At 58.0% G+C, this 11,892-nt stretch carries 13 protein-coding genes and 1 pseudogene; 6 read left to right on the top strand and 8 right to left on the bottom strand.

Features of this window, described 5'->3' with window-relative positions; genetic code table 11:
• Both PACILC2_RS29060 and PACILC2_RS25350 read left to right on the top strand, forming a co-directional pair.
• On the top strand, positions 1-318 hold a 318-nt coding region (locus PACILC2_RS29060; protein ID WP_213531759.1), incomplete at its 5' end, for a hypothetical protein.
• Positions 319-562: 244 nt separating this feature from the next.
• Entirely contained in the window at positions 563-1,495 is a 933-nt protein-coding gene (locus tag PACILC2_RS25350) for a TauD/TfdA dioxygenase family protein (protein WP_213531757.1), read from the top strand.
• Between the two features lie 83 nt (positions 1,496-1,578).
• Here PACILC2_RS25350 and PACILC2_RS25345 read toward each other — a convergent pair whose 3' ends face one another.
• Complete coding sequence (locus tag PACILC2_RS25345; protein WP_213531755.1) at positions 1,579-3,372, bottom strand: L-fucose isomerase; 1,794 nt, start codon at positions 3,370-3,372, stop codon at positions 1,579-1,581.
• 57 nt (positions 3,373-3,429) lie between these two features.
• Here PACILC2_RS25345 and PACILC2_RS25340 point away from each other — a divergent pair, with 57 nt between their 5' ends.
• Entirely contained in the window at positions 3,430-3,897 is a 468-nt protein-coding gene (locus PACILC2_RS25340; RefSeq protein ID WP_213531754.1) for a hypothetical protein, read from the top strand.
• On the opposite strand, the gene PACILC2_RS25335 is transcribed toward PACILC2_RS25340, so the two are convergent.
• The 6 genes and pseudogenes from PACILC2_RS25335 to PACILC2_RS25310 form a co-directional block, all read right to left on the bottom strand.
• Positions 3,866-4,858 carry a LacI family DNA-binding transcriptional regulator gene (locus PACILC2_RS25335; RefSeq protein ID WP_244863856.1) on the bottom strand — a complete coding sequence of 331 codons (993 nt, stop codon included), beginning with the start codon at positions 4,856-4,858 and terminating at the stop codon, positions 3,866-3,868. The genes PACILC2_RS25340 and PACILC2_RS25335 overlap by 32 nt on opposite strands.
• A 249-nt stretch (positions 4,859-5,107) precedes the next feature.
• Positions 5,108-5,617, bottom strand: a complete 510-nt coding sequence (locus tag PACILC2_RS25330) for a type 2 periplasmic-binding domain-containing protein (RefSeq protein ID WP_213531750.1) — start codon at positions 5,615-5,617, stop codon at positions 5,108-5,110.
• Complete coding sequence (locus tag PACILC2_RS25325) at positions 5,554-6,000, bottom strand: type 2 periplasmic-binding domain-containing protein (RefSeq protein WP_213531748.1); 447 nt, start codon at positions 5,998-6,000, stop codon at positions 5,554-5,556. Before PACILC2_RS25325 ends, PACILC2_RS25330 begins: the two co-directional genes overlap by 64 nt.
• Positions 5,931-6,725: an extracellular solute-binding protein gene (locus PACILC2_RS25320; RefSeq protein WP_213531746.1), complete on the bottom strand. Its 795-nt coding sequence runs from the start codon at positions 6,723-6,725 to the stop codon at positions 5,931-5,933. The genes PACILC2_RS25325 and PACILC2_RS25320 overlap by 70 nt, the downstream gene beginning before the upstream one ends.
• 111 nt (positions 6,726-6,836) lie before the next feature.
• Positions 6,837-7,736, bottom strand: a complete 900-nt coding sequence (locus tag PACILC2_RS25315; RefSeq protein WP_213531744.1) for a carbohydrate ABC transporter permease — start codon at positions 7,734-7,736, stop codon at positions 6,837-6,839.
• 24 nt (positions 7,737-7,760) lie between these two features.
• Positions 7,761-8,644: pseudogene (locus PACILC2_RS25310) on the bottom strand (ABC transporter permease).
• A 205-nt stretch (positions 8,645-8,849) separates the two neighbouring features.
• Here PACILC2_RS25310 and PACILC2_RS25305 point away from each other — a divergent pair.
• The 3 genes from PACILC2_RS25305 to PACILC2_RS25295 are packed head-to-tail and all read left to right on the top strand — an operon-like array spanning position 8,850 to position 11,172.
• The gene (locus tag PACILC2_RS25305) at positions 8,850-9,590 is read left to right on the top strand and encodes a hypothetical protein (protein WP_213531741.1); all 741 of its coding nucleotides are present in this window, start codon (positions 8,850-8,852) and stop codon (positions 9,588-9,590) included.
• Between the two features lie 41 nt (positions 9,591-9,631).
• Positions 9,632-9,922, top strand: coding sequence for a hypothetical protein (locus tag PACILC2_RS25300; protein WP_213531739.1), 291 nt, complete (start codon positions 9,632-9,634; stop codon positions 9,920-9,922).
• Positions 9,898-11,172, top strand: a complete 1,275-nt coding sequence (locus PACILC2_RS25295) for a helix-turn-helix domain-containing protein (RefSeq protein ID WP_213531737.1) — start codon at positions 9,898-9,900, stop codon at positions 11,170-11,172. The genes PACILC2_RS25300 and PACILC2_RS25295 overlap by 25 nt, the downstream gene beginning before the upstream one ends.
• Positions 11,173-11,682: 510 nt before the next feature.
• Here PACILC2_RS25295 and PACILC2_RS25290 read toward each other — a convergent pair.
• Positions 11,683-11,892: hypothetical protein (locus tag PACILC2_RS25290; protein ID WP_213531735.1), on the bottom strand; the 210-nt coding region annotated here is incomplete at its 5' end.

Below are 11,892 nucleotides of genomic sequence, written 5' to 3'. Positions count from 1 at the left end.
AAATTATGCAAAAGGCTCAATATTGAAATCTTTAAACGCAATGATCGCCCCGTACAACGGAAGATAATGAAAAATGGCATAGTATGCGATCGCCGGCGCAATCATCAAATACAAGTACCGGCGACGCCAGACATATCCCCACCAGGACATCGTTTCGCTCCCCTCCTAAAACAAAAAAAGACACAGGCAGCATGGCAAGCTGCGGCTGTGTCTCCAGTAAACCGGTCGACGGAATATGATAGTTTTTTATTAATCCGATTTGATTACAATGAATTATATTACGTCATCCGCGGCAAATGTCAACACAAAAATTTTTGAAAAAGTATTGACGCCAAAAGTTCGCAAAAGTATGATGTGATTAATTCTATATATCCGAGTTGTTTAATATGATTTACGTGTGTTGACTAGACCACTAGAGACGCCATGTCCGGCAGGAATCTTTCGGCCGAGTATGGCGTTTTTTCGTTGGCGGTCGGTCCGGGGTACGGGTAAACGTCCCGTTAGTCCGCTTTGTTCGCCGGAATCGGGTCTTTACTATAATTTTATATGGGAGGTATTTTTTATGAGCGAAACTGCTGTGAACGATCGAGGCGCATTACCGTTCAGCATTCACCCTGTGGCCGGCAGAATCGGCGCGGAAATCAGGGGCATCCGTCTTTCGGCGGATTTGCCGGCTGCGGAATTCAACAAGATTCGGGAAGCATTGCTGAAATATAAAGTGTTGTTTTTCCGCGGACAGCATCATCTGGACGACGCATCGCAGGAAGCGTTCGCCCGGCTGTTCGGCGAGCCGATCGCCCACCCGACAGTGCCTGTCAGACAGGGAACGGATTATATTATGGAGCTCGATTCGTCTCATGGCGGAGGACGCGCGGATTCCTGGCATACGGATGTCACGTTCATCGACGCTTACCCGAAGGCATCCATTCTCCGGGCGGTTGTCGTTCCCGAAGCAGGCGGCGATACCGTCTGGGCCAATACTGCAGCCGCCTACGAGCATCTCCCTCCCAGTCTGCGCAGCTTGGCCGACGGACTGTGGGCGCTGCACACGAACGATTACGATTATGCGGCGCGCCATTTGCAGCCGTCGGAAGATGCGCTGCGCCGGCACAAGGAAGTATTCGCTTCGACGATATACGAGACCGAGCATCCGGTGGTGCGGGTCCATCCGGAAACCGGGGAACGGACATTGGTGCTCGGCCACTTTGTAAAACGGATTTTAGGTTTGCCGCAAGCCGATTCGGCCCGGCTTTATGCCATTCTGCAGGATTATGTTACCCGATTGGAAAATACGGTCCGCTGGCATTGGGAAGTCGGCGATGTCGTCATATGGGACAATCGGGCCACCCAGCACTATGCGATCAACGATTACGGCAACCAGCATCGCGTCGTGCGCAGAGTCACCATTGTCGGCGAGGTGCCCGTCAGCATCGACGGCAAGCGCAGCGTAAGCCGCACGCCGAAGCCGCATGTTATCGAAGAAAAAGGCGCCTGACGGCGCCCTCGGTACGTACGAGGATAAAGCATCCCGTTTCTCCTGTGCCGGAGAAACGGGATGCGGAGATGAAAGAATCCGGTTCAGCCGTACAGCGGTCCGAGCTGGGCGCAGGCGCGATAGTCGGCCGATTCGGGATCGGACGTGCCGAAGGCCGACCACAGGCTCGGGCGGAAGATGCGGTCGGCGGATACGTTATGCATGCTGACCGGAATGCGCAGCATGGCGGCGAGCGTGATCAGATCCGCGCCGATATGCCCGTAGCTGAGCGCACAATGGTTCGAGCCCCAGGTCGCCATGACGGAATAGACGTCGCGGAACGCGCCTGTTCCGGTCAAGTTCGGCACGAACCATGTCGTCGGCCACGTCGGATCGGTCCGCTTGTCGAGCGCATCATGGATGTCCTCCGGCAGATCGACCGTATAGCCTTCGGCCAGTTGCAGCACAGGGCCCAGACCGTGAATCAGATTGATGCGGGCCATCGTCACCGGCATGCCGCCTTTGGTCAGGAAATCGGTGGAGAAGCCGCCTCCGCGGAAGAAATCGACCGCCGGGCACCATTTCGTCGCCTTCAGACACGCCTCGACTTCATGCTCCTCAATTTCCCAGAACGGCTTCATCGCCGGTTCGCCGTTCTTCGTCATGCAGCCGGTGCCGTCGAGCGCGGCCGGTCCGGAGTTGATCAGATGAATGACGCCGCCGGCGGCGCGCCCTTCGAGCTGTTTGCCCGTTACCCGCTTGACCGCCTCAGGACTCCAGTATGTGCGCACGTCGGCGAAAATTTGCGCCGCGTCGGTCAGCAGATGCCCGAACAGCATCGTAACCGCGTTCAACGTATCATTTTCGGTAGATAAAATGTAAGGCTCCCGAATGCCGTTCCAGTCGAAGGAGGAAGACAGAATCGCTTCCATGAAGTCGCCTGTCGGGAAATGGTCGGTCCACTGGCGCTGTCCCTGGAAGCCTGCGGCGATCGCGTTGCGGCCGAGCGCCTCCTCGCCGTAGCCCATCTCGGCCAGCTTCGGGTTGCCGACCATCAGGTCGCGGGCGATCAGCGCCATTTTGACAACCGTTTCCCAATCCCGCTCTTTCTGCTCGTCGCTCCGCTTCAGATGCGGCGAATTGACGTCCTGGCCCGGCTGGCAGTTCGCTTTCGCCCATGCCAGCGCACGTTCGAATTCCTCGGCATCATAGATGCCGCGCTCGATGCGGCGGACGAACTCCGACATGTCGACGTATTCGTTGCGCATGCCGAGGTACCGCTGGAAGAACGGTTCGTCGGCGATGCATCCCGCGATGCCCATCGACACGGAGCCGAGCGACAAGTAAGATTTGCCCTTCATCGTGGCGACGGCAAGCGCCGCCTTGGCAAAGCGCAGCAGCTTCTCCTCCACGTCGGCCGGAATCGTCGTATCGCCCATATCCTGCACATCGCGGCCGTAGATGCTGAAGGTTGGCAGCCCTTTCTGGTTATGGGCCGAATTCGCGGCCGCCAGATAGACGGCGCCGGGCCGTTCCGTACCGTTAAATCCCCAGATCGCTTTGGGCATCGTCGGATGCGTGTCGATCGTCTCCAGCGGGTAACACCAGGACGGCGTTACCGAGATGGACACGCCGACGCCTTCCCGCTCGAACTTGGCCGCCGTCTGCGCCGCTTCCGCAACGCCGCCGATGCAGGTGTCGGCCACGACGCATTCCACCGGCAAGCCGTTCGAGTGGCGCAGCTGCGAAGAGAGCAGCTCCGCGACGGCGCGCGCCATGTTCATCGTTACCTCTTCCAGCGATTCCCGGATTCCGCCTCTGCGCCCGTCCACGATCGGACGAATGCCGATCTTGGGCATGTCGCCGACAAGCCGATTGCCAATATGCTTCTTGATCATAGTCGCAACCTCCAAACCATGGATTAGGATTGATATGTTAACGATTACACAAGAGGGATGGCGAAGTGGCGAACGACCGGGTCTGGACTGCCGATACAGATGCCGGCCTGGAAGCCGGTGCAGAAGCCGGCGCGGAAAGCCGACTCAGATGTCGACACAGATGCCGACGTCGTAGCCGAGACCGGGATTGCCGGCACAGATGCCGACTCAGAAGCCGGCGTCGTAGCCGGGGCCAGGACAGCCGGCGCACAAGCCGGCGTCGTAGCCGGGGCCAGGACAGCCGGCGCACAAGCCGGCGTCGTAGCCGGGGCCGGGACTGCCGACTCAGAAGCCGACACAGATGCCGGCGTAGAAGACGGCGCGAGAAGCCATCCGCATGACGCTTCGCCCCGCACCTTTCTCCGCAATCGCTCCGCCTTGTGTTACCGTTTACATCAAAGCGCTGCCAAATGGCTTTTCAGCCACTCGGCCTTTCGTTGCATCATGCCGCTCTTCAGCGGGAAGCCGTCTCGAGCGCCGGCATAATTACCCGCTGCACGGGCTCGCCCTCCGCTCCGCCTTCCAGACGGCTGACGACGATGTCCGCCGCCGCTTCGCCGATTTGGTCGGGATGCTGGCGGATGACCGACAGCCGGTTTTCGAACAGCGGGGCGGCGTCCAGCTCCCCGAACGATACGACTTCAAGCGCGTCAAGCGGCAGGCCGCGCTGCTTCATCGCGAGATAGAAGCCGTAGGTCATCTCGTTATTGAACGAGAACACGGCAAGCGGCGGCTCGTTCATACCGAGAAAATAATGTCCCGCTTCCATACCCGCACGCCGGGTGTAGTCGCCTTCGTACCACAGCGCGGGATCGGACGGACAGCCTGCCCGTTCCAACGCCCGCTTCACGCCGGCCGCACGCTCGCGCGACGTACTCGTGCTTCGCGGTCCGGTAATGATCCCGAAGCGGGGGCCGTACTTGCCGAGCAGATAGGCCGCCGCTTCGTCCGCGGCGCCCGCGTTGTCGTCGGTTACGGCATCGGCGCGAATCCCGTCGATCGTCCGGTCGATCAGCACGACCGTTCGGCCGGCTTCGATCATCCGGGCGACCGCGTCGGCATTGCCGCCGGTGCCCGCCAGAATGACCGCTTCGGTCCGCATTTCCTGCAGCACGCGAATCGCCTCGCGCTCGCGTTCGGCGTCCTCGTCGCAATCCATATAGAACAGCCGGTATCCGTGCGCGAGCAGACGCCGCTGAATCGTACGCGCCACAGCCATAAAATAGGGATTGGTCATGTCCGGCAGCACCATGCCGACTGTCCTTGTCCGCTCCTGCTTCAGGCTGCGGGCCAGCGCGTTCGGCTGATAATTGAGCCGCTTGACGACGGCCAATACCTGCTGCCGCACTTCATGGCTGACGTAACCGTTCCGGTTCAGCACCCGGGATACGGTGGCGGTCGACACGCCGGCTTCGCGGGCTACGTCCTTGATCGTTATCGATTGCATCACAATCTGCCTTTCGGTTCTGTCGCCTGTAGGTTAACGTTTACACATTCACAATAACACGCCTTCGCGATTTCCGCAACCGTCATTTCACCGTGCCACGCGCTCCGGTTATAAAATCCGCAACCGTTATATCGCTATGCTCGGCGCTCCGGTTATATATCCGCAAACCGTCATTTCACCGACGCCCGTATCTCCCGGTCATGAAAACGAAAGCCGCCCGGTGCGCGACCGCGGCGGCTGTCCGTCCCGTTACGAGTTGGCGTAACGCTCGTATTGTCCTTTCTTGATTTCGAGATAGCGCTCGGCGCCCATCTGATTCAGCGTCTTGACATAATCGTCCCACTGCGCGCCGTTGATATCCCATTCGCCGGTGACGAATTTGACGCGGGCTTCCGAGATGTACTGGTTGATGTCCGTCAAAATCGGGATCAGCTCCGCGCTTTCCTCGGCGGACGGCATGAATCTCGGCCAGCGCTCGGCCGTCGCGTATTTCTCGGCGTCCTCCGGCGTCTGGCGGAATTCGTCCATCATCGTCATCCCTTTGACGGTGCGGCGCATTTCGGCATCCGGCTCCAGGTACGGGTAATAGCCGCCGTACACGTTGTCGACGTACTGCAGCGCGCCAAGCTGCTGGCCGCCTTCGTAATTGGCGATTTCATCGATATATTTCGGCTTGCCGTCGACGATATTGTAGGTTACGCCTTCCTTGCCGAAAATCCGAAGTTCGCCCCTTCCTCCCCGTACCAGAAGTCGATCCATTTGATCGTCCGCTCCGGATTTTTGTTTTTGTCGGTGATCATGAACGATGTCGTGCCGCGCGCCGGGTTGTCGAGCCAGTTCAGCACTCTGCCGCCCGGTCCCTCCAGCGCATGGACGCCGATATAGCTTTTGACCATCTTGTCCCCGATATAGCTCGGCGAAACCCACGAGAAAACGCCGACCTGGCTTTTGGCGCCGGCCGCCACCCAGTTGCCGTACTCCATGTTCGTAAACGTCTCGGGATGCATCAGCTTTTCTTTCCACAGCATCGCCATATATTTCCACACTTCGCGATACTTCTCGTCCGTAAAGATCAGCTTGATTTGTCCGTCCGTATCTTTGTATATCCATTGTCCCGCGCCTTGCAGCCCGCCGTTGCCCATGCCGAAGCTGCCGAACAGCTGCTGCTCGAACATGCCGATGTTGCCCGGATAAGCCATCGGGTATTCGTCGTTCGGATCGCCGTTGCCGTTCGCGTCCTCGTCGCGGAATTTTTCAGCATCTCCGTGAATTCGTCCAGCGTCTCCGGCGGCTTGAGGCCGAGGTTAGTCAGCCAGTCGTTGTTGATGTAGTACCGGAGCGAAGCGTCCATGATCGACGTATCGACGTAAGGCAGCGAATAGATATGGCCGTCCGGCGCCGTAATCGCTTTCTTCACTTCCGGATATTCGGCGAACAGCGCTTTCAGATTCGGCGCGTGCTGCTCGATCAGCTCTTCAAGCGGCAGAAAAATGCCCTGCGCGCCGTACTTGACGACTTCGTCGCTGGAGAAGCCCATGGAGCCGAAGAACGCCTCCGGATAGTCGCCCGACGACATCATCAAGTTTTTCTTCTCCGAAACCGTCGCATCCGGAATGGCGATCCAGTCGACCTTGACGTTGGACATCTTCTCGTATTCCTTCCACATCCACAAATCTTTCGGCTCGGGCGCGATGTCCGGGAACGACCGTTTCGCCATCCGGATCGTGATGACTTCATTGCCGATCTCTTTCGGCCCCGTCGCGCCTCCTTCCGGCTCCTGTCCGCTTTCCCCGCCGGAGCTGCAGCCGGCCAGCGCGGTCGCAAGCGCCGTCGCGACGGCCAGCGACTTCCACATTTTCTTCTTCATGCTTTTCCCTCTCCCCCATTCAAAATTGGTCTTTCGGAAAAATGCATCTATTCTCAGCCGTTAAGCGGACCGCGGAGAGCGGCCCGTCAGGCCGGGAACCAAAGCCGCCGATCAGCCTTTGAGCGAGCCGATCAATATGCCTTTCTGGAAAAACTTCGACATCATCGGATAGATGACAAGCAGCGGAAGGCTGGACACGATGACGACCGCGTATTTGATCCCTTCCATGACGGCCATCCGCTCCGAAAATTTTTCGTCGACCATCGTCGCCCCGACCATGTCTTTGAACTGGTTCTGGACGAGAATTTCGCGAAGGATGAGCTGCAGCGGAAACTGATCCCGCGACTGCAAATAGACGAGCGCGTGGAAGTAGGAATTCCAGTGGCCGACCCCGTAGAAGAGAAGGAGCACGGCGACGATCGGCATCGACAGCGGCAGCACGATTTTGTACAAAATCTGAAAGTCGTTGCAGCCGTCCACATGGGCGCTCTCTTCCAGCTCCTGCGGGATGTTCGTCTGGAAATACGTCCGCATGATGACGACGTTGTAGACGCTGATCGCCATCGGCAGCACCATGACCAGGAACGTGTCGAGCAGATGAAGCTGCTTGTTGATCAGATAGGACGGAATGAGGCCGCCCGAGAAAAACATCGTGAACACGAAGAAGAACGTAAACACCGATTTGCCGTAAAATCGGCGGCGCGAGAGCGGATAGGCGGCCAGCGTCGTCATGACGATGTTGATGAGCGTGCCGACGACGGTGTACATGACCGAATTGCCGAATCCGCGCCAAATATCTTTGTTCTCGAACACCGCTTTGTAGCTTTCCAGATTAATCTTGGCCGGCCACAGCCGCAGCGGATCGTTATAGATGGCGACGGGATCGCTGAGCGAGGCGACGACGACGAACACGAGCGGATACAGAATGAGCAGGATGACGACCGTCAGCGCCGCGGCGTTGATAAAGTCGAGCCATTTGTCCGTACGGGTGCGTTTCACGTTTTCCAGCATATCCGATTCACCTCCGGAGATTGGTTACCACAGACTCGTGCTGCCGACCCGGCGGGCGAAGGCGTTCACGATCACGAGCAGGATGAACGTCACGACGTTGTTGAACAGCCCGATAGCGGCGGAGAAGCTGTACTGCGCGCCGACGATCCCGCTGCGGTACACGTAGGTGGCGATGACGTCCGAGCTTTCCCGGTTCAGGTCGTTCTGCATCAAAAACACTTTCTCGAAGCCGACCGCCATGACGGAGCCGACATTCATAATAAGCAGAATAATGATCGTCGGCATGATGCCCGGCAGGTTGATATGCCAGATGCGTTTGAGCCGGGAAGCGCCGTCCACTTTCGCCGCCTCGTGCAGCTGCGGGTCGATGCCTGTCAGCGCCGCCAAATAAATAATGGAGCTCCAGCCCATCTGCTGCCATACGCCCGAAAAGACGTACAGCGTCTTGAACCACGCCGGCTCGGTCAGGAATGAGACCGGTTCGCCGCCGAACATGCGAATGAGCATATTAATGAAGCCGGATTGCGGATCGAGAAAGATGAACAGCATGCCTACCAGGACGACCGTAGACAAAAATGGGGCGCGTAAGTGACCGTCTGCACCGTTTTGCGGAAATATTTGCTGCGGACTTCATTGATCATCAGCGCGAGCAAGATCGGAATCGGAAAGCCGACGATCAGCTCGTACAGGCCGATTTCAAGCGTGTTGAGAATGAGCCGCTCGAAGTAATAACTGTTGAAAAATCGCTCGAAATGCTTGAAGCCGACCCATGGGCTATCCGTAATGCCTTTTGACGCAATGAAGTTTTTGAACGCGATCTGGACCCCGTACATCGGAACGTAGTGAAACATAATGTAGTAGACGATGACCGGAACGATCAGCACGTACAAATCCCAATTTTTCCGCATCGACTTCAATGGATCGATTCACCTCTTTCTTGCAGGAATGATTTCGGCGGGACAGCCACGGCTTGAGGATAATGTAAAAGAAGAGGCGATCCTTGTACATCTGCAGTTTTTTTGCAATCGGCGAATTTTTACATTTTTACATCGGCAAGTTTATCGGCTAAAATGAAAACGCTTACTATTTTGGGCGGGCCAAGGGGGACTGGCGATGAAACGAACTGGCATGTCGAGTGTTTTTCGGAAGTATCTGCTTTCGTACGTCATCATTCTGATGATTCCGGTAGCGGCCGGCATGATTTCGTACCGGGTGTCGCTCGATGTGGCCCGGAACGGTTCCATGGAGACGAGCCGCATGCTGCTGGACCAGACAAGACGGATACTGGACCAGCGCATGGCCGAAGTGGAAGGCTTTACGCGCCAGCTCGCCATCCATCAGGATCTGAACCGGCTTATGGGCGAACGGGTTGCGGCCGATGCCGGCAGCACCTATCTGTTGTGGAAGACGTCGCGCGACATTGCCCGGTTCGCGCAGACGAACGATTTTCTCGAGGACTTCTTCGTCTATCTCCGCAATTACGATGCGATTCTTTCGGCAGGCGCGGTATACTATCGTCCTTCCCATTACTACGAGCTGTATCACTACGCGAATATGCCCTACGAGCGGTGGATCGCCGAAATATTGGAGCAAAGCCACCAGCGCACCGTCATCCCGCTGCAGCCGTTCGTCGGCGCCCGCAAGGAAATGTCCGTTATCAGCTTTGTGCAGTCGCTGCCGCTGAACAGCTTCAACCATCCGCCCGGCACCGCCGTCGTCATTATCGACCAGAAAAAATATCCCGGCTGCTGGAGAACATATCCCGCGAGTATGGCGGATGGGCGTATGTCGTCGATCGCGACGGCCGCACGCTGGCCGCTTCGGGCATCGGGGAAGCCGACATCGGGAAGCTGACGCAAAATAGCGGGCGTACGGACGGCCCGGATGCCCGCTATTTGCGGGACGGTACCCTGCTGATGACCGTTCGCTCCTCCTACAACGGCTGGACATATGCGGCGGGCGTTCCGCAGCGGGCGATCATGGAAGAGGCGAACGTGATCAAGAAGATGACCTGGACGGTTACGGCCGTGACGGTGGCGGCGGGCCTGGCGCTTTGCTTGCTGCTCGCTTACCGCCATACCGCGCCGATCCTCCGGCTCATCAGCATCTTCCGGGATCACAGCGCCTTGCCGCCGGAGCGTCCGGTCAACGACTACGATTTTTGCACGGCAACATTGCCAAGCTGATATCGAGCAACCGGTCGCTGCAGGAGGAACTGAAGCATCAGCTGCCGATGCTGCGTGACGCTTTCACGAAGCGGCTTTTGCGGGGCGAATTCAACGCCAGAGGAGAGCTTGAGGCGGCCGCCGCGCAATCGGGCATTCCGCTTCCGGGACGGTGCGGCTATGTCGGTCTTCTTCATCTGAACGGCTACGCCGGCATGGATAGCACCGACATCTTCGACGAGCTTCATGCGGCCAGAGTGCTGCTTCGGCAGCGGATGGAGACGGGGGCAGCGGGCGGCGCCGCGGGCGGCGTTCCCGGGAACGGCCTGCTCGCTACCGATATCGACACCGACAAAATCGCGTTCGTCCTGCTCATGGCCGACGAACCCGACGAGCGGACGGAACGCGAGGTGGAACGCTGGTTGGCCGGCATCGTCGGTTTTGCGGCGGAATACCGGATCGCCTCGGCCGCGGCGATGGGCGGCGCCTTCCGCACGCTCGCCGACGTCGCCCGCTCGTTCGGCGAAGCGAGGCAGACGCTCGAGCACGCCGCCTGGGCGGGCGGAGCGGGCATCTGGTGGTATCGCCGGCTCGCCCAGCAGACCGATTCGTACTATTATCCGGTCGATGCGGAACTGCGGCTTATGAATGCGGTCAAGGCCGGGGAAGCGAAAGAAGCGCAGCGGCTCGCGGCGGAATTGATGGAACGCAATCTTGCGGAACGCGATCTGTCCGTCGAAATGTCGCAGCAGCTCGTCGCCGAGCTGAAAGGGACGCTGTTCAAGCTGCTCGCCCAGGAAGCGTTCCGGAACGCGGAGGAAGCGGAGGAGCTTAGGCGCCGCATCGTCCGCATCCAGCTGTCGGACGGATTGGATACGGTCCGCATCCAGCTGTTCGACGCCATCGAAAGCTGCTGCGAGCTGGTGACGAACCGGCGGCTGCAGCGCGATTCCAGGACGATTGCCGACATCCGGCGCTTTCTTGAAGAGCGGTATGCGGATGCGGACCTGACGCTCTACCGCATCGCCGAGCATGTCGGCAGGCCCGAAAAATACATTTCGCAGCTGTTCAAGGAGCGCACCGGCGAAAATCTGTCCGATTGCCTGGAACGGATCCGGCTGGACAAGGCCGCCGAACTGCTGCTCCAATCCGATCTGACGATCGAAGAGATCGCCTTCAGCGTCGGCTACAACAGCGCCCATTCGTTCAGACGCGCCTTCAAGCGGCTGCGGGGCCTCTCGCCAAGCGCCTATCGAAGCGCTTCGGAGTAGCCTTCTGGAAAAAAAGCCGACATTCAGTTTTCAGCCGCATATCGGTGTTTCGGGAAAGCGGCATACAGTCTGCAGTTGCAGATCGGTGTTTCGGGTAAGCGGCATACAGTCTGCAGTTGCATATCGGTGTTTCCGGTAAGCGGCATACAGTCTGCAGATTGCAGATCGGTGTTTCGGGTAAGCGGCATACAGTCTGCAGATTGCAGCTCGGTGTTTTCGGGAAAGCGGCATACAGTCTGCAGATTGCAGATCGGTGTTTCGGGTAAGTAGCTTCATGGCCTGCGGAACGTCCTTCGGATCGAATGCCGCGAGACTGTTCGTCTTCGAATAGTTGGTCTTCGAATAGTTGGGTCTTCGAATAGTTGGTCTTCGAATGGCGGCCTCAACGATTACTCTCGCTCGATCTTGTTGGCGGAAAACGCCTGGGCTGAACGATACGGCTTGACTAATCCTGCAGAAATACAAGAATTTGGCCCCGAATTCGTTCATTTTCGGGAAAATCCTGCAATTCTACAATATTTCAAAGCTTCCGCATACTCGAATGCGGGATTTGGCCACGAAAAGATGTATTTTCGCAAGAATTTTACTCTGATGGTTGAAAATGGCTCGAAAATACTGCACAATTGCAATTTTGCCCACATCCCCAGCCTGCTGTGGATATGCCGTTTCTGCTTGCAGTAGGTACGCTGTTTCTGCTTGCGTGGGTACGCTGTTTCTGCT

Source organism: Paenibacillus cisolokensis (assembly GCF_018403665.1).
Taxonomy (GTDB): Bacteria; Bacillota; Bacilli; order Paenibacillales; family Paenibacillaceae; genus Paenibacillus_AH; species Paenibacillus_AH cisolokensis.
Note: the sequence above shows the minus strand (reverse complement) of the source record. Positions and strands in the feature narration are given on the sequence as shown.